The sequence below is a fragment of the Anabaena sphaerica FACHB-251 genome (assembly GCF_014696825.1).
In the GTDB taxonomy this organism is placed as follows: Bacteria; Cyanobacteriota; Cyanobacteriia; order Cyanobacteriales; family Nostocaceae; genus RDYJ01.
This window is the reverse complement of record NZ_JACJQU010000001.1, coordinates 62,490-84,961: the sequence shown is the minus strand read 5'-3', so window position 1 is coordinate 84,961 and position 22,472 is coordinate 62,490. Positions and strand designations below refer to the sequence as shown.

The 22,472-nt window shown below is 38.2% G+C and carries 21 protein-coding genes; 15 read left to right on the top strand and 6 right to left on the bottom strand.

What is annotated here, in order from left to right:
• Positions 1-118: 118 nt before the first annotated feature.
• The 4 genes from H6G06_RS00310 (at position 119) to H6G06_RS00295 (ending at position 4,207) form a co-directional block, all read left to right on the top strand.
• On the top strand, positions 119-1,447 hold the full coding sequence (locus H6G06_RS00310; RefSeq protein WP_190555958.1) for a protein kinase domain-containing protein: 1,329 nt from the start codon (positions 119-121) through the stop codon (positions 1,445-1,447).
• A 190-nt stretch (positions 1,448-1,637) separates the two neighbouring features.
• Positions 1,638-2,426, top strand: coding sequence for a Nif3-like dinuclear metal center hexameric protein (locus H6G06_RS00305; RefSeq protein ID WP_190555956.1), 789 nt, complete (start codon positions 1,638-1,640; stop codon positions 2,424-2,426).
• A 303-nt stretch (positions 2,427-2,729) separates the two neighbouring features.
• Complete coding sequence (locus tag H6G06_RS00300; RefSeq protein WP_190555954.1) at positions 2,730-2,945, top strand: hypothetical protein; 216 nt, start codon at positions 2,730-2,732, stop codon at positions 2,943-2,945.
• 950 nt (positions 2,946-3,895) lie between these two features.
• Positions 3,896-4,207, top strand: a complete 312-nt coding sequence (locus H6G06_RS00295) for a DUF6679 family protein (protein WP_190555952.1) — start codon at positions 3,896-3,898, stop codon at positions 4,205-4,207.
• A 39-nt stretch (positions 4,208-4,246) separates the two neighbouring features.
• Here the strand turns inward: H6G06_RS00295 and H6G06_RS00290 are convergent, their stop codons facing one another.
• Both H6G06_RS00290 and H6G06_RS00285 read right to left on the bottom strand, forming a co-directional pair.
• A complete protein-coding gene (locus H6G06_RS00290) occupies positions 4,247-5,938 on the bottom strand; it encodes an MBL fold metallo-hydrolase (protein ID WP_190555950.1) in 1,692 nt (563 codons plus the stop codon).
• Positions 5,939-6,381: 443 nt separating this feature from the next.
• On the bottom strand, positions 6,382-6,942 hold the full coding sequence (locus H6G06_RS00285) for a GerMN domain-containing protein (RefSeq protein WP_190555948.1): 561 nt from the start codon (positions 6,940-6,942) through the stop codon (positions 6,382-6,384).
• A 321-nt stretch (positions 6,943-7,263) separates the two neighbouring features.
• Here H6G06_RS00285 and rsmA point away from each other — a divergent pair, with 321 nt between their 5' ends.
• From rsmA to H6G06_RS00270, 3 genes are all read left to right on the top strand, one after another.
• Entirely contained in the window at positions 7,264-8,082 is an 819-nt protein-coding gene (rsmA, locus tag H6G06_RS00280; protein WP_190555946.1) for a 16S rRNA (adenine(1518)-N(6)/adenine(1519)-N(6))-dimethyltransferase RsmA, read from the top strand.
• A gap of 92 nt (positions 8,083-8,174) precedes the next feature.
• The gene (ispE, locus tag H6G06_RS00275) at positions 8,175-9,122 is read left to right on the top strand and encodes a 4-(cytidine 5'-diphospho)-2-C-methyl-D-erythritol kinase (RefSeq protein ID WP_190555944.1); all 948 of its coding nucleotides are present in this window, start codon (positions 8,175-8,177) and stop codon (positions 9,120-9,122) included.
• Positions 9,123-9,360: 238 nt separating this feature from the next.
• Positions 9,361-9,684, top strand: a complete 324-nt coding sequence (locus tag H6G06_RS00270) for a DUF3082 domain-containing protein (protein WP_190555942.1) — start codon at positions 9,361-9,363, stop codon at positions 9,682-9,684.
• 4 nt (positions 9,685-9,688) lie between these two features.
• On the opposite strand, the gene H6G06_RS00265 is transcribed toward H6G06_RS00270, so the two are convergent.
• A complete protein-coding gene (locus tag H6G06_RS00265) occupies positions 9,689-10,552 on the bottom strand; it encodes a response regulator transcription factor (protein WP_190555940.1) in 864 nt (287 codons plus the stop codon).
• A 48-nt stretch (positions 10,553-10,600) separates the two neighbouring features.
• Positions 10,601-12,214, bottom strand: a complete 1,614-nt coding sequence (locus tag H6G06_RS00260; RefSeq protein WP_338422896.1) for a sensor histidine kinase — start codon at positions 12,212-12,214, stop codon at positions 10,601-10,603.
• Between the two features lie 1,068 nt (positions 12,215-13,282).
• Here H6G06_RS00260 and H6G06_RS00255 point away from each other — a divergent pair.
• Together H6G06_RS00255 and trpC are read left to right on the top strand one after the other, a co-directional pair.
• Positions 13,283-13,561 carry a HetP family heterocyst commitment protein gene (locus tag H6G06_RS00255; protein WP_190555938.1) on the top strand — a complete coding sequence of 93 codons (279 nt, stop codon included), beginning with the start codon at positions 13,283-13,285 and terminating at the stop codon, positions 13,559-13,561.
• A gap of 645 nt (positions 13,562-14,206) precedes the next feature.
• Complete coding sequence (trpC, locus tag H6G06_RS00250; protein WP_190555936.1) at positions 14,207-15,082, top strand: indole-3-glycerol phosphate synthase TrpC; 876 nt, start codon at positions 14,207-14,209, stop codon at positions 15,080-15,082.
• Between the two features lie 91 nt (positions 15,083-15,173).
• On the opposite strand, the gene H6G06_RS00245 is transcribed toward trpC, so the two are convergent.
• Together H6G06_RS00245 and H6G06_RS00240 are read right to left on the bottom strand one after the other, a co-directional pair.
• Complete coding sequence (locus tag H6G06_RS00245) at positions 15,174-15,671, bottom strand: DUF2059 domain-containing protein (protein ID WP_190555934.1); 498 nt, start codon at positions 15,669-15,671, stop codon at positions 15,174-15,176.
• Positions 15,672-15,723: 52 nt separating this feature from the next.
• Positions 15,724-17,187, bottom strand: coding sequence for an aminotransferase class I/II-fold pyridoxal phosphate-dependent enzyme (locus tag H6G06_RS00240; RefSeq protein ID WP_190555933.1), 1,464 nt, complete (start codon positions 17,185-17,187; stop codon positions 15,724-15,726).
• A gap of 97 nt (positions 17,188-17,284) precedes the next feature.
• On the opposite strand from H6G06_RS00240, the gene H6G06_RS00235 reads away from it, so the two are divergent.
• The 6 genes from H6G06_RS00235 (at position 17,285) to ychF (ending at position 22,368) form a co-directional block, all read left to right on the top strand.
• Positions 17,285-18,517, top strand: coding sequence for a DUF262 domain-containing protein (locus H6G06_RS00235; protein ID WP_190555931.1), 1,233 nt, complete (start codon positions 17,285-17,287; stop codon positions 18,515-18,517).
• A 14-nt stretch (positions 18,518-18,531) separates the two neighbouring features.
• Entirely contained in the window at positions 18,532-19,176 is a 645-nt protein-coding gene (locus H6G06_RS00230; RefSeq protein WP_190555929.1) for a HEPN domain-containing protein, read from the top strand.
• A 36-nt stretch (positions 19,177-19,212) separates the two neighbouring features.
• Positions 19,213-19,521 carry a hypothetical protein gene (locus H6G06_RS00225; RefSeq protein WP_190555927.1) on the top strand — a complete coding sequence of 103 codons (309 nt, stop codon included), beginning with the start codon at positions 19,213-19,215 and terminating at the stop codon, positions 19,519-19,521.
• Positions 19,522-19,607: 86 nt separating this feature from the next.
• A complete protein-coding gene (locus tag H6G06_RS27155) occupies positions 19,608-19,805 on the top strand; it encodes a hypothetical protein (RefSeq protein WP_242039558.1) in 198 nt (65 codons plus the stop codon).
• Between the two features lie 208 nt (positions 19,806-20,013).
• Positions 20,014-21,210: an RNA-guided endonuclease InsQ/TnpB family protein gene (locus tag H6G06_RS00215; protein WP_190557182.1), complete on the top strand. Its 1,197-nt coding sequence runs from the start codon at positions 20,014-20,016 to the stop codon at positions 21,208-21,210.
• A gap of 66 nt (positions 21,211-21,276) precedes the next feature.
• Complete coding sequence (gene ychF, locus H6G06_RS00210; protein WP_190555923.1) at positions 21,277-22,368, top strand: redox-regulated ATPase YchF; 1,092 nt, start codon at positions 21,277-21,279, stop codon at positions 22,366-22,368.
• Positions 22,369-22,472 lie beyond the last annotated feature (104 nt).

Below are 22,472 nucleotides of genomic sequence, written 5' to 3'. Positions count from 1 at the left end.
AGAGTTTGACTATCAATTGATGTCCTAAGCACCCTATCAACTGCTCTATAAAAAACTATAAAAGCAAATCCAACATATATTCATATATTAAATAGTCCACTTACCTCCTAAATTTACCATGCCATCTAAAATTACTCTCACCATCACTCAAGGTACACTCTCTGGAAAGGAATATAGTTTTGATTCTCGCAGCACTTGTATCATTGGCAGAAATCATGATTGTAATTTACAATTAGCTAATGAAATTGATATGACTATTTCCCGATATCACTGCTTATTAGATATTAACCCCCCAGATATTCGTGTGCGTGACTTGGGAAGTTTAAATGGCACTTTTGTTAATGGTAAAAAAATCGGACAAAGGAAACGCAATCAAACCGCACGAGAAGGTTTAAAATTAAATTTTCCAGAATATGATTTACAAGATGGTGATGAAATTAAATTGGGGGATATTTTATTTAAAATAGGCATAGAAGCAGAAGAATCACAGCTAATTAAAACGCCAACTCCAGTTATAGAAAAAGTAAAACCAAATTTTTTAAACATCATTCACCAATTACTAGATTTAGCTTCAGAGGGTAACGAGAATCTGCAAATAATTTCCTGTTATAAATTCGTCAAGTCTCTTGGTAAAGGTGGTTTGGGTGAAGTATTTTTAGCAGAAAATAGCAAGTTAAGAAAATTTGTGGCTATAAAGTTGATGTCCCCAGCGGTTGCTGGGAAAGAAGAGGGTATACAGAAGTTTTTGGAGGAGGCAGAAAAGACCAAGTGTTTGCAAAATCCTCATATAGTGCAGTTGTTAGATTATGGCTTTGCTGAAGAAACTTTCTTTTTTATCATGGAATACTGTGAAGGAGGTAATGTTTGGGATTTAATGCAAAGGTCAGGATGGCGTTTACCTGTTAATATCGCTGTAGAAATTATTATCCAAGTTCTCGATGGTTTGATATATGCCCATCAAGTAGAAATTCCTGATGGGAAAATGGGAACAGGTAAAAGTTTGATTCACCGTGATTTAAACCCATATAATATTTTGATTACATACATCGATGATAAAATAGTGGCGAAAATAGGTGATTATGGTTTAGCGAAAGCTTTTGATCTAGCTGGTTTAAGTGGTCAAACTTTGACAGGAAATCAGATGGGTACACCTGCATTTATCCCACGTCAGCAGGTGCTAGATTTTCAAAACTCGCTACCAGAAGTTGATGTTTGGGCAACAGCAGCTTGTTTATATAATATGCTAACGGGATATTTTCCCCGTGATTTTACAGGTGATCCTTGGTTAGCAGTCTTGCAAAATGACCCTGTACCTATTCTTCAACGTAATAAAACAATTCCTAAAAAATTAGCTGAAGTGATAGATTTAGCTTTAGTGGAAAAGCCGCAAATTACTTTTCAGACTGCTGAGAAGTTTAAGCAAGCATTGATAAATAGTATTCCCTAAGTATTTTCCCAGGTGCTATCTGTCCCCTATTTTCTATCCTCAGAGATATGATAACTATATCTCTAGCGAGTAGCGAAGCTCAAAAACTGACATCATACTGAGGACTTATCGTAGTTGGATTGAGGCTACAATGGTTGGTTGAATCACCCTCTAACTGTGTAATTACGTAAAATTACGGCGAAAACATCTCATGAAAATTGCTGATTTAATCACCTGGTTTGAAGAATGGGCAAATCCGGCTTGGTGTGAAAGCTGGGATAATTGCGGTTGGCAGATTGAGCCGGGTGTTTTAGAGGAAGAAGCACGGGTATTAGTGTGTTTGACTCCGACTTTAGCAGTGATGGCAGAAGCGATCGCTCTCAATGCTAATCTGATTTTTGCCCATCATCCCCTAATTTTTAATCCCCCCAAATCTCTACGCAGTGGGGAACCACTAGGGGAAATGGTGAAGTTAGCTTTTACTCACAATATCGGTATCTACAGCGCCCATACAAATTTCGACCAGGTAAATGATGGCACAGCGGATGTTTTGGCGCAAATGTTACATCTGCAAGCCGTTTCTCCCATAGTTCCTACCCAATCGGGTTTAGGATATGGCCGGGTAGGAATGTTACAAGCAGCTTTAACATTGCAAGAATTACTCACCACAATTCAACATCAACTTAACCCCCCAAAGTTGATTTTTTCCCCCGCTGCGAATTTACAACAACAAATTTCACGAGTTGCTGTTTTGGGTGGTTCGGGAGCAGGTTTTATTTCCGCAGTCGTGAAAACCAACGCCCAAGCCTATCTCACCGCTGATTGTAAATTTCATCAATTCCAAGAAAGTAGAGATCAAGGACTGATTTTAATTGATGCTGGACATTATGCCACTGAGCGCCCAGCGTGCGATCGCTTGGTACAAAAATTCCAATCACTCAACTTAAATTGGGTGCAATTAAGTCAAGAGGATGAAGATTTCCGCCAGTTTTTACCATGATGAAATCTTATTTTAGTTTGTGCTTTTAAATACTAGATATTAATTACGTAATTAAATAGCTTGTATAATTAAAAACAAAATTCTTTTTTAGCAATTTAATATTGTATGTTATTTTTGGCACTTATTTTTTATAAGTGCTTAGTTCATAACCTTATATATTATATGATTTGTTTTTTTCATCGTGACGGAGATCACAATTTTATGTAATGACAATCACGAATATTTACTGTCCTATATCAATGTATTTAGGGAGCAAGTGTTCCACACTAGAAATGATAAATCGTTCATTATGCCCTGTTTATCATGATTCGCACAATTATTGCATCTGCCTTCCAAACTGGATATCTTAGTGTTGAATCAGAGGGTCTACTCCTTCAAGTATTGGCAACTAGATGCTATCAGTCGGATGATTTAAAAGCTCTTACTACCCTATACGAAGCAATCCGCACAGGTAAAATTAAACGAGAAGCTTGCTCAAAAAATCTCAGAGAATTGCCGGTACTGAATAAAACTCACTAAGAATTGCTCGACGAAACTTAACATGAAGCCTGACTTTCTCAACCTTTGGCTGTTCTCACTGCTGGCATGGAATACATCACATTTATTTTCGGGTAGGCATCTTGCCTACCCTAGCAATTAACAAGACCGGGAGCTAGTACGAATTAATAATTCATAATTCATAATTAAGAAAGTCGCATTGCTCAGGGTGGCGGTGTTTAAATATATTGCATTCTTGTTTAAAATTCATAAGAAAGATTAAACCATTAAATATTTATCATCATAGTTATAATTGCTGTCTCATGGAACTGAGAGAATGCAAAATTGATTGAATACTGAGTAAAGGTTACTACTGAGCAATTTATCTGAATCACCGTCAGCAACTTACAAATAAAAAACCTCCCAATCATAAATCTCCCCATATTTTTGCCACTGACAGCCAAAATGCCTGTCCTAGACATCAGGTTACAGATCAAAACTCAAAACTCTTCGGTGATTGTTGTTTAAAACTATGAAGGTAAGCCTGAGAATGAGTTAAGATCAAATACATTAGGGTTAAAAGTACAGCCGAGTCCCCAGACTTCCTAGAAATGCCAATGATTACAAGTAGGCAACTCAAACAACCGCAATTATCGCTTGTTTTGCAGTACTATTTATTACATGATGGTAGTAAGGAATCACCACCACATATTAACCAGGTTAGGACAACTCCAGAAATGTTTGACTTCTATGAAGTAAACATTATCTAGCATTGCCCCAAAAGAGATTGACTTCAACAGATGGAGTAACCATTGGTTTATGACCCAAAATTTTCCTATAGTGACTACTACCACCGAGTCGTTGTGAGATTGGGTTACTAGACACACTAGTTCACAAAGCGTGAAATTGACCTCTTTAGGGTATTTCTGACCGGGGTAAGACCCAGATTTTGACAGGTTTAACTACGTTGTTTAAAAAGGCAGAAGCATTACATGCTACACCGCAAGATTTATCAACTGTGTTGCGACGGGCGGGAGGTATGTGTATTTTTGCGGGATCAGCAACGCTGGATAGAGCGGGCCCGCATCATCGATATAGAGGGAGATTTAGTGACTCTACGCTATGAAACGGACGAAGAAGACGAAGTTAGTTCTTGGGAAGAGATGGTTCGTCTAGAAAGCATTGGCTCTGTAACGCAGAAATTAGCTTCTGTATCACGGGGTAATGTCGAACCTCTCATGACTGAAGATTGTCCTGAGTCTGAGCGTATCCGCAACCGGTTCACTGACTTGAATCCCGACTAATGAGTGCTGAGTTATGAATTCTGAATCGCAAATTCTGATTCAGGATTCATGTTCAGATAACCGTTCAAAGGCAGGACAGTAACCTTCCAGAGTAACTTTAAAGTTATACAATGGGGCGGCGGGATTCCAACACCGTTGCCCTCTTTGGTATCTGCACGTACCACAGCATTCTAGATCAGACCATGTGTGGGGATGCCTATTGCGGGCTACATCTAAGCTATTTTGATTCAGCAGTTCTCGTTGGGACAAACTCCTTAACACCAGTTCTTCTCCCTGCCAACGAGCTTCTATTAAACCAGTATCCGCAAATTGCTGCCAACGAGGATCATCTGTAATTGCTTCTGGCAGGGTAATTGTAATTACTGTTTCTAGTTCCGTTAGCTCCCCTTCATAATTGGTTTCTGGGGCGGAAGGTTGTAAAAATGTTTCGCCAATGGGCAATTCTACCAAAATTCCCGCAGCGGGGGAATGAATATGATAACGATTTTGTAACTCGTCTAAGCTAGTCAGATCAGCTAAGTAAGCAGGGGAACCGTGGACAAAAACGACGTGCTGGGGTCGTAAATTATGAATTAATTGGGTTGTTCCCGGTCCATCACTATGTTGAGCTAAAAGATAGCTTTCAATGGTAGTCGGTGCTGGGTATTCTTGATCAACTTTTATATCAATTTTTTCGGGCAGGAGAATTAGCCAAGTCCCTGTGTTGGGTTGGCAATATTTGCCTAAATCCGCTGTAGAGTCCGTGAGGACAATACAGGGTGAACTGCCTAAATTAGCCAAATCTTCCACTTTTAACCGCCGCACGCGGGGACGTACCCGCTCATCCCAAAATAAAGGTTGATGACGGGCAAAATTCTGGACTGATGCGGGAAGATGGGGCAAAAGTTCTAAATAGGCATCGCAACCAGTAGCCACATTACCATCCACCCAAATATCTAAATCCCGACCAGTAAAATGATGATGAGAACGTAACAACATCAACAATTCTTGACCTAAGCCTAAAGCCGGTGTGGGTAAAATGATAGAACTATGATCAGCTATGGCTCGATTAATTCTTTCCGCCAGTTGATTTTCTTGGTTGCGTCGGTGGGGATGGCGGGATGTGCCATAGCTGCCCTCAATTAAGAGTACATCTAAATTTAAGCCCCTTAATTCCTCTAAACGTAATCCGTCTACTAGCCGAGAATTGGATAGAAAGAAATCTCCTGTGTAAAGTAATTTGTAATCACGATTTTCGGTGTGGTAGGTGAGGAGAATAGCCACAGCCCCAGGAAGATGGCCTGCGGGAAATAATTCTACAACTAAATTTTCCTGAATTTCTATAGGCGATCGCAATGGTAGCGCCTGACAAAACGCAGGAATTTCTTCGGGTGCTTGTTCCGGCCAATTTAAGGGTAATAACTTGCTAGTTACCTCACTAGCATAGACAGGCAACAGAGGAAAGGCTTGATTTAGCGCCAGCAAACCCCTAGCATGATCTGGGTGAGCATGACTGATTAATACTAAATCTGCCGCTAATAGTGAACTACCTTTATTTGCCGATTTAGTTATTCCCCTTGTCAGAGATGAAATATCCCCCAAACCACAATCTAATAAAATGCGGTGTGGACCCATCCTTACTAGTAGACATACACCTTCATCTTCATGCTGAACACTATAGGGTAGGCATTCCAATTCACTAGCCGCTTCCCCATCATCAGGAAGAGAGGATACCGACAGATCATTCCTCATGCTCTAGGAATTTACTCCTCTCTAACTGTGGTTAATGTGCAGAACCGTTGCCATGATAATTGTCTGAATCATAAAATCCGTTTTTCGTGCCGAAAAATAAGCACGCAAAGGTAAATATAACGGTTAATCCCACTAAAATTAGCTTAACATCCATCTGCTTGCCGTCCTTGATTAAAGACTTTTTTATGGTAATAGTCTAATTCTATATTTGGGCAGAATCGCTAGAAAATCTTTACTTATCAGGGACTGGGGACTGGGAAAGCAGGGGAGCAGGCGAGCAGGGGAGCAGGCGAGCAGGGGAGCAGGGGAGCAGGGGAGCAGGGGAGCAGGGGAGCAGGGGAGCAGGGGAGAAATAAATACAAAATTTAAAATTCAAAAGCTCTTGCCTTTTGCCTTTTGCCTTTTGCCTTCTTTCTGTCACCTATTCCCTGTCACCTGTCACCTTACAAAACAACTTCCTTACCGCGCTCTGTAAAGCGGACATCTTTGATTTTCCATTGGGGGTTACTGGTGAGGGTTTTGCGGAGACTACCAAATAAAGCAAACTGCTCACAACTAGAAAGAGAAACTATTTGCCGCTTAGATTCAGGAGCTAACCGTAAATCAACTGTAGCAACGCCGTCGTTAACGTTTACACGATACCCAGACAAGCTAAAGTCAGCGGTATCTCGTTGCTCTAAAATTTTCCCGACGGCTTCGTTCATGGGTTCATCGGCTGACACTGAAGCTTGTTTAGAAACATAATCTTGACATTGAGCATCACTTGTGTAGAGTGTGACTTGAGTAGTTTTCCCAGAAATAGCTTTAGAAGTTGCATCTGGAGATGGCTGGGTGGAAAATGGTTCAGATGTGACTGGAGAATTAAGGGGAGTTGGGGAGACTGTGCTGTTTTGTGTTGGTGGTGAACTTGTATTATCAGAAGTATCGCTGGAAGTACAACTGCTGATGCTGGCGCAAACTGCTAATAAAATTACGGGTAAAATATATTTTATCTTAGTGTTCATAGTAATGTTTTGGCGCTGAAGTAACTAACCCAATCTTACAGACAAGTACCAAGCTGATTTTACTGCTGATAGCTGACTGCTGTTGTATTCTGGAAATGCTTACATTTTCAATTGGGGTTGGGAGCAAGCCCTAAGACATAGCAGAAGGCAAGAGGCACTCATGCAAAAGGCAAAAGTAAAACCCTTGCCATCACTGAGTTTGAGCTTTCCAGAATGTCCTAACCGCTTTGTCCACTGCTATAGATACATTAACTTTAAAACCAAATCTCAGACTATTGGCGGAAATTTTTCTTTTTAATAATTATGGAGAAATAAATATAAATGGTGCAACCGCGCAAGCAATTTGCTCAACACTGGTTAAAAAGCGAAAAAGCACTTAACGCCATTGTCAAAGCAGCAGAATGTCAAGAAGATGATAGGATTCTGGAAATTGGTCCGGGTACGGGAATTTTAACTCGGCGTTTATTACCTTTAGTTCATTCTTTAGTTGCTGTAGAAATTGACCGTGATTTGTGTAAACTACTGGTGAAGCAACTGGGCGAGAGGGAAAATTTTTTACTTCTACAAGGAGATTTTCTGACTCTTGATGTAGCATCCCAACTGACAGGTTTTGCCAAGTTCCAAAAGCAAAATAAAGTTGTTGCCAATATTCCCTACAATATTACGGGTCCAATTATTGAAAAGTTACTTGGTACTATTGCTAACCCTAACCCAGAACCTTATGACTCTATCGTGCTACTGGTGCAGAAAGAAGTAGCAGAAAGGTTGTATGCTAATCCAGGTTCAAGAACTTTTGGGGCGTTGTCGGTGCGGGTGCAGTATTTGGCAGATTGTGAGTTAATTTGTACAGTTCCTGCTGGTGCATTTTATCCACCACCAAAAGTCGATTCCGCTGTGGTGCGCTTACTCCCCCGACAGATAGAAATTCCTGCTAATGACCCCAAAAAGTTGGAAAATCTGGTTAAATTAGGGTTTGGGGCGAAGCGGAAAATGTTAAGAAATAATTTGCAATCGGTCATTGATCGCGATCGCTTGACGCAATTACTGGAACAATTAAATATTAATCCCCAAGTTCGCGCCGAAGACCTTAGTGTTTCACAATGGGTATCACTGGTAAATCAGGTGACTGGGGACTGGTGACTGGGGACTGGTGGGAATTGGAAGAAGCAAATAAACCAATGCCCAATGACTAATGACCAATGACCAATGACTAATGACCAATTACCACTGATATGCGTTCTTATAGTTTAATTGCACCTGCGAAAATCAACTTATATTTAGAAATCATTGGCGACCGCCCTGATGGATATCATGAGTTGGCGATGATACTGCAAAGTATCGACCTTGCAGACCAAATTGATTTACACGCCGCAAGTACGGAAGCGATTCGTGTTTACTGCAACCACCCCCAAGTACCTACAGATAACAGTAATCTAGCATACCGAGCCGCCGCACTGATGGCGAAGCAATTCCCCGATGCTTTTAATAATTTCGGTGGGATGGATATTACTGTAAAAAAACGGATTCCTGTGGCTGCGGGGTTAGCTGGAGGTTCGACAAATGCAGCAGCGGTGTTAGTGGGGATAGATTTACTCTGGAACCTGGGATTAACTAAATCAGAATTAGAAGAATTGGGCGCACAACTCGGTTCAGATGTGCCGTTTTGTGTTTCTGGGGGAACAGTAATTGCTACAGGTAGAGGTGAACAACTTTCTCCTTTAACAAGTTTAAATAACATATATATAGTATTAGCTAAATACCATAGTCTAGAAGTTTCTACAGCTTGGGCTTATAAAACCTATCGGCAAGTATTTGGTAGCACATATATTAAAAATACCGAAGATTTAGCGGCTCGTGCTAGTGCAGTTCATTCGGGAGAAATTGTCAAAGCTATCTTAGATAAAGATGCGGCAGAAATTAGCCGAAAAATGCACAATGATTTAGAAAAGGTAGTATTGCCAGCTTATCCTCAAGTATTACAACTGCGCGAATTATTTGCTAGTCAAGAAGGGGTTTTAGGCACAATGATGTCAGGTTCAGGACCTTCAGTATTTGCCATTGTGGAATCAAAAGCACAAGCAGAAGTAGTCAAGGAACGTATACGATCAGCAATACCTGATGAGGATTTAGAATTGTTTGTAACTCGGACAATTGCAACTGGAATTCAAATATTAAAGTAAATTGGGGACTGGGGACTGGGGAATAAAAATTAGTTCTTTATTATTCAATTCTTATTTATTTTTCCTGTTCCCTGTTCCCTGTTCCCTGTTCCCTGTTCCCTGTTCCCTGTTCCCTGTTCCCTGTTCCCTATTCCCTGTTCCCTATTCCTGTTCCCTGTTCCCTGTTCCCTGTTCCCTGTTCCCTGTTCCCTGTTCCCTTTTCCCTGTTCCCTGTTCCCTTTTCCCCAATTACCAAATTATGAATGAACCAAATGTTACGCCATCAAAAGAGACTCCCGAACAAGTACCACCAACACCATTACGATGTATAACGGGGGCGGTAATGTCGGGAGGATTCGCATTTGCGATGTATTCTTTGATGATAGCGATCGCCACTACCTTTGCTGCCAAACCCATCCATTCCGATAACCCAATGGTGGTGAATATAGGCTCCGCTGTTCGTACCCTAGTTGTGGGTGTGGTGGCTTTGGGAACGGGTATATTTGGTATAGTAGCTTTGGGTTTGTTAGCCTTATCTGTACAATTAGTAATACAGCAGTTTACAACCTCTAAGAATAGTTAACAAATTAACAAGGAATAGCGTTTGTTAACTGAGAGCGAGATTTGATAAATTGCAGGTTTGAAGCTGCGGAAACATGAACTAATTGATGTTGTTTTCTCCAAATTGTGGGAGATAAACCATGATGTTGACGAAACTGACGGGAAAAATGACAAGCATTTTGATAGCCCAGTCTTATGGCAATTTCTTCAATAGTCTGATTAGTATTTTTCAGTAAAGGACGCGCTGCGGCCATACGTCGCTTGACAATCCAAGTGTTAACACTTTCGCCTGTTTGCTTGGATACTTGGGTCGTTAAGTACGCTGGAGAATAACCAACAGCTTCAGCGACATCAGATAAAGTAATGCCTTGGTGATAATGAGCTTCAATATAGTCGAAAACTTTTTTTAAGTGGGGAACCATGGGAAAGGTTAAGTCTGAATTTGCTGATGTAGCTGGAAGTTCTGAGATTGGATGAGACCTAGCAGCATACCAGGAGCGGAGAAGAGATTGCTTTTCTAATCGAATAGTGATTGCTTTTAGCAAATCATCGATTGTAGCAGGTTTACTTAAATAATCATCTGCTCCCAATTCCATCCCTTTTCTTATAGATGCCTTAGAGTTACTAGCTGTGAGAAAAATAAAAGGAATAATTGCTGTGAGATGATTTTGACGCAGCCTAGTTAAAACACTGTAACCATCCATAACTGGCATCATCAGATCACAAATTACTAAATCAGGTAAATACTCTTCTGCTTGCTGAATACCAACTTGGCCGTTTTCTGCTCCTATCGTTACAAAACCTTCAGCCTCAAGACCCTTTAAGAAAAGATGGCGGGTAAGAGCATGATCTTCAATTACAAGAATTGTTTTCGACGATTCGTGTATCATTTTGAAACCAATAAAAGTTGTTACAGAGAATGATTAACAAATAGAGTATTAAGCAATTTCAGAATCACAAGAGGGAACGGATGGTAGCACCACAGTAAATGTAGTACCTACACCAACTTCACTAACCACTTTGATTTGACCTCCATGTAAGTCAACAAGAGTTTTAACAATCGATAAGCCCAGTCCTGTTCCCGAAATTTTATCAACATTGCTACCTCTATAAAACGGTTCAAAAAGCCTTTGCTGATCTACTTCGGGAATACCAATACCTTCATCTTTAATCTGAAAAGTTATTGTCTCTTGGTCACAATCAACCGTTAAATCCACCACACTGCCAATAGGAGAATATTTAATTGCATTTTCAAGCAAGTTATTCAAAATAGGCTCCAGTAATTTTTGATCAATCCATACTTTCAAACAGTTTCCTCGACTATGAAAATCAATATACTTGCCACTATTAGCTATCAGTATTTTTGCAATTAAATCCTGGCACAGATCCACTAAATTAATTTGTTTAGATTCAAAACCAACTTTTGATGATTCTGTTTTAGCCAAGAATAAAATATCATCTAATACCTGATTTACTTGTTCTACCGCTGTTTGTATGTGTCCAAGAAATAGTAAGCTCTTTTCTCCTTTCCATCTATCTATATGTCGTTTGAGTAAGCTATTAGAAAATGAAATAACATTTAGTGGTGTACGAAATTGATGGCAGAGCATAGCCACAACATTCGCTCTAAGTTCGCTGATTTCTTTAGCTTGTTTTAAAGTCTGACGCAATTCTAATTGTGCATATTTGTAATCTGTGATATCAATAGCTGTAAAGACTTCAACTTCTTGACCATGAAAATCTATGCCTCCATCAAACCGAGTTACCGCAACGTCTAACCATCGCTCTGTACCGTCTTTGGTAAGGATATTTATCTCCTGATGTTCAGAGTTAGTTGCTTCCCGATGTTTAGGTTTTCGAGTCTTGATAAGTTGGTTAAAATCAAAGCCTGCTAACAGTTCCCTTTTTGTATAGCCAGTGAGTAACTCCGCAGCAGGATTTACATAGCAAATTTGTGTACCTTGAAGCAGAAAAATACTAGCGTTGGTAGCTTCTAGCAAAGTGCGAAATCTAGACTCTCTGAGCCGCAGTAAGGTGTCAATATGTTGAGGTTGAATTTTAGCACTTTCTTTTTGTAAACTTTTTTTAATTTCTCTACCTTCATCAATCCATTTTTGGACACTCAAATCTACTAATTCGTTACTGTTTTCCCGAATGAAACCACAGCAAAACTCGCTGTCTTGGTATTGTATATAAGTAAGATTTATTGCAGCTAAAAATATTCGTCCTTCCTTTGTGCGATAGCGAGATTTAAAGGAGAGGTTCTCTAGGTTTGTCAGATGTTGCCATTGTGCTGACCAGTTGTGCGATGAACAATCTACATCTAAATCATTTAGCTTCATAGAAAGTAATTCTTCGCGGGAATACTCTGTTAGATCGCAGGTGGCATTATTGACATAAAGAAACTGCGCGTTTTCTCCTAAACAAAAAGCTGCATCTACAATTTTATTGATGAGAAAATCAGCAAATTTTAACTCCAATCCTGGATGAAAACTCCCGTAGTTGAGTTTTTTTAACATGGAATCCCCAAAATCCCCAAAATTCATATTCATACTTACTCCTGAGTATTAGTTAATTATGTATCTACCCTTAGGTTGAACATAATCAGAATTGGCAGTTTGATAGATATTAATAACGCTATTAATTTACAAATCTCATTGATTTAAATTTGATTTTAACAATAAAAAATTCATAACTTCTATTTTGTTGCATATATTCTTCCCCTTAAATCCTGAGCATTAAATCCTGAACTAAGTAATTTTTTGTGGATAATAAAATACCCTAATAAAAATTTTATTCCTGAAGCAATTACAAACAATCTATTTGGCAAATCAAGTTAAATTAAGTGGAAGTAAAATCTTGAGACTCTACTTGTTATGGTAAAAATTTATTTCGTCAACCAGTGTAATATATTTAGGTTTACCTCGATGTTGTTTGATAAATAGGGAAAAAGTATTCGATTTATTTGAATAAGTTTAATTAGCCATAAAGGGGATTGAACTATATATAAATACGTCTGGTCATCTCTCATAGGGAATACCTTTTAGTAAACAATATCCTCCTAACAAGGAAACATCTTACTAAAGATATATAAATTGTAAAAAATTAATGTGTTGAAGTATACAAAGAAATCAGACCTCTGACTAAAGATATATAAATTGTAAAGAATCAATGTGTTGAAGTATACGAAACCTGAAATCCTTACTCCATCTAGAAAATTTACGGCTAGAAATACAAGCTATCAGAATTAAGCATGATCAAAAAATGCAAGAGCGAAAAAATAGACAAGTCGATCAAAAAATAGTTCATTTATCAAGTGCTGAACTTTGAGTAGGCTTAATGAAAGAAGTAGCTTGTGCAATAAGTTGAATCTGTAGGGGTGGGGTGGTTTTAGCTATATATCTCTTGTCCAAACAACAATGTTGCTCTAGCTGGTTAAATCAGCCCCTACTTTCGGTAACAACAGATAAAACTCTTGATATAGGTTTATAAATTTGTCTTCAGCAGGTGTTTGTCTCAGCATCATCTACTACTACTTCAACTGTGCTGAGAATTCGGAAATATGAAGAAAAGCTGACAAGCTATTGATTTGATTTCATTCACACATAGGAGTGCATACCATGAGTCAAAACGTTGCTGATTATAATAGACAAATTAATAAGAAAATTAATACCGAACAAATAGAACAAATAGTCAAGGCAATTATAGCCGGCAAGTATTCCTGGGCTTGTGTTTTACTGTTGCGTTTTTCTGGACACAACCCTATCGACTATATACCCTACCGTACTTATATCAGATTGCTCAAAAATAATTGCCTACTCGGTGGCTCTAGACAAGATCAAACTGCTAAAAAAGAGGTGGAAATGTTTAACCTTAAGTCAAGTTGGATTCATTTTTAAGATGCCAATAAGGACTACTTGGTGCGGTTTAAGATTTGTGCAATAGTCGTAGGGGTGGGTTTAATACTGCTCCCTTTGTAATTTTCAACTGATAATTTGACTTGGGTCAAGGGTAAAGGGCAAGAATTCAGGATTCAGGAGTCAGAATGCTTGTCATGTCAAGATTTTCTCCAATCGAGATTTTCTTCAGATCATCCCCGCAATAACTGCAACCATCGTTCATTCTGGATTTTGTTAGCGTAGCTTGCCGTAGATATATTCTGAATTCTTACGTTCATTCTTTCCCCTTTCCCCTCCCCCTTAAGCAATGAGTATTGGGTGTATGTTTACCGGAAATATTTTCAGGTACTAAAGATGATTTGTCAACCCACCTGCATGGTTTTTAAATGTAAGATTGGACAAAATTGGTATGTTGTCCCAGATATAAGTAGGTGGGTGTTAAAAATTGTCGTTGTGATAAGGCAATAGGCAAAAGGGAAGAGGTTTTGGGCAATTTTACTTTTCGTTACATACTACTCTTCGAGAAGCCGCTCCGCGTCTACGGTTTTTTGTGCCTTTCTACTTATTTCTCATAATTTGCTATGAGAAAAAATGAAGGTAGAAATTCCTTAACTCTTAATTATTAATTATTAATTCATTCTCATCATGAACTACCCAATTACTATCTCTAATAGTCGTCTGCAACCCATACTCAGAGAAATTGTCTGGCAGAAAAAGCTAGAAGTTGCACAAATACAACAAGAAATGTCTCTCGCATCTTTGCAACGTCAATTAACTGCTGCTCCGACTGTCAGAGATTTCTTTACTGCTTTGCAGCAAAGTCTTGACAAACCTAGCTTGATTGCAGAGGTAAAAAAAAGATTTGCTGACGAAGATATACTTACAGCAGATTTTGATCCTTTAGCGATCGCTAAATCTTATGAACGTGGTGGAGCAACTTGTATATCTGTCGTTACTGACCAAAAATTCTTTCATGGTGGTTTTGATCATCTGCGGATTATCCGACATCGGATAGCATTACCGCTGTTGTGTAAAGATTTCATTCTTGATCCTTGCCAAATTTATTTAGCAAGAGCAGCAGGTGCGGATGCAGTTTTATTAATTGCTGCTATTCTTACAGATCAGCAGATAAATAACTTTTTGCGGGTGATTCACTATTTGGGAATGAATGCTGTGGTTGAAGTTCATAATTTAACTGAATTAGATCGTGTACTCAAGTTAGATGATGTACGTATTATCAGCATTAATAACCGCAGTTTAGAAGATTTTAGTGTGAATATTAGCACTACTCAGCAATTAATGGCTGCTAGGCGATCGCATTTACAAAACTTAGGGATTTTGGTTGTCAGTGAGTCGGGAATTGAGACACCTGCTGATTTATCTTTGATGGCTGATGCTGGTATTAATGCAGTTTTGATGGGAGATTCTTTACTACAAGAAGGAGATTTAGAAGAGGCTGTCAGGAGTCTACTCAAGTCCAAAATTCCTGTCTATAAAGACTTAGTGAAAAAAGGAATTTAACAGTTAACAGTTATCAGTTATCACTAAACTCCGATATTAGCTTATAGCTGATAACTTATACACAGCAGATTGCAAGTCAATTTGCTGATGATTAACGATTGCGAATATATCCTTCAGATTCCAATTTTTGTAAAGCTCTTTGGGCAGCTTCTCTGCCATATTTGATCCCAATTTCTGTGGAATCTCGAGTAATTTGAGGAGTTACAGTCAAAGTTTTTTGTCCTATTGGTGTTTGATAAAAGGCAATAAGGGCTTTTATTTCTTCATTGGTAAAATATTTATCATATAGAGGAATATACTCCTTGATCATTTCATCTGGGTTGAGTTCAGCAGCAAAAGTATCCCAGAATTTTGCTGGTACTTGATTGTATTCAGATTTCATTGAATTTAACATTTGATTTAATATCTGTTGAGTCAGACTTTTTGCACCTGTTATTTCTAATAATTTTTTGATGTTATTAATTTTTTCGGTGTCTTTAACATTAGCCGCAAGTTCATTTCGATTAGTAAGAGACTGAGCCGAAGTTGGTAGGCTTACAGATGTTATAAGTAAAAATAGCACTGCTGAACTTAGGAATTTGATCTTCATAAATTTTGCTTTCCAAGAATGTGATATTTTTACACCTACATTTAATTATAACTTAAGTTTTTATAACCTTTAGGTTGTGGATTTTGTTATCCATACAACCACTAATAAATCCCCCTAAAGACTGAATTTGCAGCAGATATTCTAAAGCCGATTTTGTAATGATTTCTCCAGGCATTAATACAGGAATTCCAGGAGGATAGGGGCAAACAATTTCTGCACAAACTCTATCTACAGTTTTCTCCAAAGGGAGGGTTTCACTATTAGCAAAAAAAGCCTCACGGGGAGAAATGCACAAGATATGAGCAATCTTAGCATCGTTTCTATATTTACATATTTTGTACTGACTTGTCAATTGTGGTATCTGAGCCAGTTTTTTCAACCCTTGCACTAATGCGTCAATATCTGATTGATTGTTACCCAAACTAATAATAAAAGTCAGATTTTGCAGGGATGAAAATTCTGGAGTTACACCCATTTCATTGAGGATATCTTCAGCTGCAAACCCTGTTAAACCTAATTGAACAACATTCACAGTTAACCTTGTTTGATCCAAATCAAAAACCCCCCCCTTTTTAAAGGTTGGGGAGATCTCCAAAACTGACAAACCAGGAATTTGACTAATTTCATTTCTTGCTCCTTCAGCTAATTGCAAAGTTTGAGACATCAACTTTTGTCCATTGATAGCCATTTGTTGACGTGCAGCATCGAGGGAAGCTAAAAGAATAAAACTAGGACTTGTAGATTGTACTAATTGTAAGGCTTTATTTAATCTATCAATATTAATTCTATTACCTTGAATATGTAACATTGATGCCTGTGTCATTGCACCCAATGTTTTATGAATTGACTGTATTGTTAAATCTGCACCTGCGGCTAAAGCTGAGGTAGGTAAATCAGCGTGAAAAGCAAAATGTGCGCCATGTGCTTCATCTACAATCAGGGGAATATGATATTGATGGGTAATTTGGGCGATCGCACTCAAATCTCCACAAACACCATAATAAGTAGGATAAACTATCAGCACTGCTTTAGCATCAGGATGTTTGGCTAAAGTTGTGTTTAAATCTTCCGGTGTAATGCTATGAGCAATATCTAAATCTTCATCATATTCGGGATGAATAAAAATAGGAATTGCACCAGAAAGAATTAAACCAGAAATTACAGAAGAATGCACATTTCTAGGCAGAATAATTTTATCATTCATACCGCAAGTAGCGAGAATTGCGGCTTCAATTCCACAGGTAGAACCATTAACTAAAAACCAAGTTTTTTCTGCACCAAAAGCTGCTGCGGCTAATTCTTGTGCTGTTAAAATTGCACTTTCAGGTGTGAAGAGATTATCTAATTCTGCGAGTTCGGTTAAATCAGCACGAAAGACATCTTTACCGAATAAATCCGTTAAAATTGGGGAAATTCCTGCACCGCGTTTATGTCCAGGGGTGTAAAATGGTGCGTGGGGACGAGAAATGGAGGCTTTTAAGGCATCTATGAGGGGGGTTTGGTTTTGGTTGAGCATTTTGGGGGGAAATGAGGCGGTTAGAGCTTTATGTAAAAATTGATAAATTATCGCATATAATTAACTAATAAACTATATTGTGTTCTGATAAAACTCTATGCAGACTACATTTACAACAGAAGAAGAAGTAACTTTTTTTGAGGAAGAAGAAGAGCAAGAAATTGAGCCTCAATCTCGTAATAAGTTAATTCCTGTATTAGAGGAAATATCGAAAATCGTTGTTTCTGGTAGTGATTGGACAACGGAAACTATCCTTAATCAACTTGTGCGGGATAATATACAGCTAAATCCACAATTTCAAAGACGAGATGCTTGGGATATAACTCGTAAAAGTAGGTTCATAGAATCACTTATAGTTGGATTTCCAGTCCCCCAAATAGTGTTAGCTGTTAATCGTCAAGAAAAAGGTAAATTTATAGTTCTTGATGGTAAGCAAAGATTGTTAACTATCCTGCAATTTTATGGTAGGAGTGAAAAAACTAAAAACAATGCTTTTGCTTTAAAAGATTTAGAGTTTAGACGTGATTTAATTGGCAAAAAATATGATGATTTTCAAAATGATGTAATCTTGAGTTATGATCTTAATGCTTTAGACAACCAAACTATTCGGACTATATTAATTCGGAATTGGTATAGTGAAGATTTGCTATATAAAATGTTCCTGCGGTTGAATGTAGAAAACACTCCATTATCTCCTCAAGAACTCAGACAAGCATTACATCCAGGTGGTTTTATCAATTTCTTAGATGATAAATCAGTTGAAAGTAAGGCTTTACGAAAAATATTAAAATCACCAAATCCTGATTTTCGGATGAGAGATGTGGAATTGCTGTTGCGTTATATAGGATTTCATTATTTTTTATCTGAATATAGAGGAAATCTTAAAAAATTTCTTGATATGACTTGTGAAAATCTTAATAAAGATTGGGAAAAAATACAGGATGATGTTGAAAATGCAGTTAATCAATTCGAGAAAGCAGTAGAAACAACTATTAATATATTTGGAGGTAGTTTCTCGCGTATGTGGTTGGGCAATAAATATCGCAGCCAGTTTAATCGAGCAATTTTAGATGTAATGGTTTTCTACTTTAAAGATGAGACTATAAGGGAATCTGCTCAAAGAAATAAGGAAAAAGTTGAAGAAGCTTTCAAAAGCTTATGTTCATCCAACAGTAACTTTAAAGAAGCTATTGAGGGAACAACCAAAAACATTCGAGAAACTTACAATCGTTTGAGATTGTGGGGAGAAAGTCTATTAGAAGTTTTAGATGTAGATTTTAACCTACCTGAACTTGTTGATAATCGAATTATTTTTAATGGGTTGAGGTAGGGTATTTATATAATATGCCAAAATCTGCTAGATTTAGGATTTTAACTAGGGAGCTAAATAGGTTAAAAAAGCAATTTCTACCTAAAATTAGTCCTACAGGTTTATATTCTGATAGACAGTTAGTGAGAACTCTTGCATATAGAGTTTTAGCTCATGCTGAAATCGAATCATACCTTGAAGATAGAGCGTGGGAAGTAGTTTTAAATGCCAAAAGAGCTTGGGATGCTACAGGTAAGACATCCCGCACTTTGATATGTCTAGTTGGTTTCTCTGCTTTAACTATGGATAAACCACCAGACACACTCAACAAACCTAGTAGGGTAAGTCAAGATGATCACGACAAACGACTGAAAATAAGTAAGAAAATAGATTCAGCTATCAATAATTTTCGGTGGGTTAAAGATAATAATCATGGAGTTAAAGAGGCTAATATTTTGGCATTACTCTTACCAATAGGAATAGATAGTAATGATTTAGATCCTGCTTGGCTTGCTACCATGAATACATTTGGGAAAGAACGAGGTCTGGTAGCGCATTCGTCAGCCACATCTTACATGACTATTCAACCTCCAGATCCGGCAACTGAACTAAATACGGTACAGCAAATTACTCAGGAACTTTTAAGAATTGATGAATTAATAAATAATTTAATGAGATAAAATTTACAATGTAATTACTATACAAAATCAAGAAAAATGAACTTCAAACATATCAAACAAAAATTATTCACTATCATCAAATTCATCTCCATCCCCCTGATCACCAGCGCCATTGGCTTAGAATTATGGAACATCCAAACAGTAACAACTAACAACCAACTACCAAGTATATTAACTCCCGCTTTAATACTTGCTCATATTGCACTTTCAGCGCATTTTGTTGAAGGAATCATTGCAGCTTACTATGCACCTTCTCAAAATCACAACCCCATCAAATATGCAACTTATACATTTTTTGTCGGTACAGTTGGTTTATTAGAACTGTGGGAAAATCGTAATAACTAAGATTTGGGTATAGCCATTTGGGAAGATGTCAACGGTATAAGTTATCATCTAGCTTGGGAAAGTCGAATCATGCAATTAGACTTACCATGCTTTATCCCTCCGCTATCTCCATACCCGAACCGCAAATACCAACTCCTGGACCCAACCCCCTACCCAGTCCCGAACCTCCACCAGAACCAACCATTCCTCCACCGTTCCCAGAACCAGTACCAGAAACAGTACCAGCACCCATTCCCCAAACAGTACCGGGTCCAATTCCCCAAACCATTCCTAAACCTGTTTGAATTATCCTTATAAAGAAATCGAGCGAACCAAAACCACGCTCGACAAAGTATCTTCGCCACGCTCCGATACTTTGTTGTGCTTTAGACACTGGATGTAGGTGAGCGGCTTGCCCCGTTAGGGGCAGTCATAATCTGGTTTTTCTTGTTTAGGGTTTGCCATACTCCCTCAAGAATGCTATTTTTAGAGCAGGTCGAGATGATAATTACAATGATTGTTTTTGAGTTCAAAGCCAAAGGCACAAAACAGCAATATCAGAAAATTGATGAAGCTATACGCGTAGCTAGGTTCATCCGTAACAAGTGCTTGCGGTTTTGGATGGACAATCAAAATGTTAAACCTTACGACCTAAATAAATATACTGCTGTTTTAGCGTCGGAATTTGATTTTGCTGATAAGTTAAATTCAATGGCTAGACAAGCAGCAGCAGAAAGAACTGCTTTTGCAATTAAAAGATTTTTTGATAATTGTCAAGCTAAAGTTCCCGGCAAAAAAGGATATCCCAGGTTTCAGAAAAACAACCGTTCAGTTGAATATAAATCAACTGGTTGGAAACTTTTAGATGACCGTAAACACATTAAATTTATAGATAAGTGTGATATTGGTCAACTAAAGTTAATTGGAACTTGGGATTTGCACTTTTACCAAATTAAGCAAATAAAAAGAGTCAGGATAGTTAAACGTTCTGACGGTTATTACGTACAGTTTTGTGTAGATACTGAAAGAAAAATTGACATTACTCCAGCAGGTAAAACAGTTGGGTTAGATGTTGGTCTTACTAATTTCTATACTGATTCTCAAGGGAACAAAGTTGATAATCCAAGATATTTGCGTAAGTCAGAAAAATCTTTAAAACGATTACAAAAAAGAGTTAGTTGCAAGAAGAAAGGTTCTAACAATCGCAAAAAAGCTATTAACCGTCTTGGTAGAAAACACTTGCAAGTATCACGTCAGCGTAAAGACTTTGCTGTAAAAGAAGCATTGTGCGTGGTCAAATCTAACGATTTGGTGGCGTTTGAAAAACTGCAAGTGAGAAATATGGTTAAAAATAGCAAACTAGCCAAGTCAATTAGTGATGTTAGTTGGTTATTGTTCACTCAATGGTTAGAGTATTTTGGGAAGATTTACGGGCGCGTGGTTGTACCAGTCGCACCGCAATATACCTCTCAGAATTGCTCTAATTGTGGAGAAACTGTCAAGAAATCATTGTCAGTTAGAACTCATGTTTGTAAGTGTGGGTGTGTTCTTGACCGTGACCACAACGCCGCAATCAACATTTTAGCGAAAGCACTAAAACAAACTGGCTATGATTTAAGTACCGTCGGGCGGACGGAAACTTTTAACGCTTGTGGAGAGATGACCCTCTACCCAGATTTGGGAACAAGTCTAGGCAAGGTTGCTCATTGAAGCAAGAATCTGCGCTCCTTTAGGACGCAGAGTGTCAAAATTGCAATCAACATCTAAAAATCTACAATGCTAAGAGCCGGAATAGTCGGACTTCCCAACGTCGGAAAATCAACCTTATTTAACGCTGTCGTCGCTAATGCTAAAGCCGAAGCTGCTAACTTCCCATTCTGCACAATTGAACCGAATGTTGGCATTGTCTCAGTACCAGATGACCGGTTAAACGTTCTCGCCAAAATTGCCACTTCTAAACAAATTATACCTGCTCGTGTTGAGTTTGTCGATATCGCTGGTTTGGTGAAGGGTGCAAGTCAAGGAGAAGGACTAGGTAATCAATTCTTATCCCACATTCGGGAAGTTGACGCAATAGTTCATGTTGTGCGTTGTTTTGAAAATGATGATATCATTCACGTTGCCGGTTCTGTAGACCCAGCGCGAGATATTGAAATCATTAATTTAGAATTGGGTTTATCAGATTTATCGCAAATTGAAAAACGCATTGACAGAACTCGCAAACAAGCACGCACCAGCAAAGATGCACAATTTGAAATCACTGTGCTGGAAAAATTAGCTGCGGCTTTAAATGAAGGTAAATCTGTCCGTCAAGTGAGTTTAAATGAAGAAGAAGCCGCAATTATTAAAGGCTTAGGACTACTCACAAATAAACCAATTATCTATGCTGCTAATGTTTCTGAAGATGACTTAGCAACAGGTAATGATTTTGTTGAACAAGTGCGCCAAGTTGCATCGGCTGAAAATGCCCAAGTTGTGATTGTTTCTGCACAAGTTGAAGCGGAATTAGTCGAATTACCAGAAGAAGATAAAGCTGATTTTCTCGAATCTTTGGGTGTGAAAGAAGGTGGTTTAAAATCTTTAATTCGTGCAACTTACGCACTTTTAGGTTTGCGGACATATTTCACTTGTGGTCCTCAAGAAACTCGCGCTTGGACAATTAATGCAGGAATGTCTGCACCCCAAGCAGCAGGTGTCATTCACTCTGATTTTGAACGTGGTTTTATTCGTGCAGAAACCGTTGCTTATAATGATTTAGTAACACATGGTTCGATGAATGGTGCCAAGGAAAAAGGGTTAGTCAGAAGTGAAGGTAAGGAGTATATTGTGCAGGAAGGGGATGTAATGTTATTTAGATTTAATGTGTAGATATAACAGGTGACAGGTGAAATTTCTCGTTCCCATACTCTGTATGGGAATGAATTTTAGAAGGCTCTGCCTTCTTTGTAAAATAGAGGTAGAACCTCTTGATA

Coding starts and splice junctions, on each gene's coding strand:
- rsmA (WP_190555946.1), top strand. CDS start 7,264: ATGGTGCAACCGCGCAAGCAATTTGCTCAACACTGGTTAAAAAGCGAA.
- H6G06_RS00295 (WP_190555952.1), top strand. CDS start 3,896: ATGCTACACCGCAAGATTTATCAACTGTGTTGCGACGGGCGGGAGGTA.
- H6G06_RS00255 (WP_190555938.1), top strand. CDS start 13,283: ATGAGTCAAAACGTTGCTGATTATAATAGACAAATTAATAAGAAAATT.
- ychF (WP_190555923.1), top strand. CDS start 21,277: ATGCTAAGAGCCGGAATAGTCGGACTTCCCAACGTCGGAAAATCAACC.
- H6G06_RS00240 (WP_190555933.1), bottom strand. CDS start 17,187: ATGCTCAACCAAAACCAAACCCCCCTCATAGATGCCTTAAAAGCCTCC.
- H6G06_RS00285 (WP_190555948.1), bottom strand. CDS start 6,942: ATGAACACTAAGATAAAATATATTTTACCCGTAATTTTATTAGCAGTT.
- H6G06_RS00300 (WP_190555954.1), top strand. CDS start 2,730: ATGATTCGCACAATTATTGCATCTGCCTTCCAAACTGGATATCTTAGT.
- H6G06_RS00265 (WP_190555940.1), bottom strand. CDS start 10,552: ATGATACACGAATCGTCGAAAACAATTCTTGTAATTGAAGATCATGCT.
- ispE (WP_190555944.1), top strand. CDS start 8,175: ATGCGTTCTTATAGTTTAATTGCACCTGCGAAAATCAACTTATATTTA.
- H6G06_RS00215 (WP_190557182.1), top strand. CDS start 20,014: ATGATTGTTTTTGAGTTCAAAGCCAAAGGCACAAAACAGCAATATCAG.
- H6G06_RS00245 (WP_190555934.1), bottom strand. CDS start 15,671: ATGAAGATCAAATTCCTAAGTTCAGCAGTGCTATTTTTACTTATAACA.
- H6G06_RS00230 (WP_190555929.1), top strand. CDS start 18,532: ATGCCAAAATCTGCTAGATTTAGGATTTTAACTAGGGAGCTAAATAGG.
- H6G06_RS00305 (WP_190555956.1), top strand. CDS start 1,638: ATGAAAATTGCTGATTTAATCACCTGGTTTGAAGAATGGGCAAATCCG.
- H6G06_RS00235 (WP_190555931.1), top strand. CDS start 17,285: ATGCAGACTACATTTACAACAGAAGAAGAAGTAACTTTTTTTGAGGAA.
- H6G06_RS00290 (WP_190555950.1), bottom strand. CDS start 5,938: ATGAGGAATGATCTGTCGGTATCCTCTCTTCCTGATGATGGGGAAGCG.
- H6G06_RS00310 (WP_190555958.1), top strand. CDS start 119: ATGCCATCTAAAATTACTCTCACCATCACTCAAGGTACACTCTCTGGA.
- H6G06_RS27155 (WP_242039558.1), top strand. CDS start 19,608: ATGCTTTATCCCTCCGCTATCTCCATACCCGAACCGCAAATACCAACT.
- H6G06_RS00260 (WP_338422896.1), bottom strand. CDS start 12,214: ATGAATATGAATTTTGGGGATTTTGGGGATTCCATGTTAAAAAAACTC.
- H6G06_RS00225 (WP_190555927.1), top strand. CDS start 19,213: ATGAACTTCAAACATATCAAACAAAAATTATTCACTATCATCAAATTC.
- H6G06_RS00270 (WP_190555942.1), top strand. CDS start 9,361: ATGAATGAACCAAATGTTACGCCATCAAAAGAGACTCCCGAACAAGTA.
- trpC (WP_190555936.1), top strand. CDS start 14,207: ATGAACTACCCAATTACTATCTCTAATAGTCGTCTGCAACCCATACTC.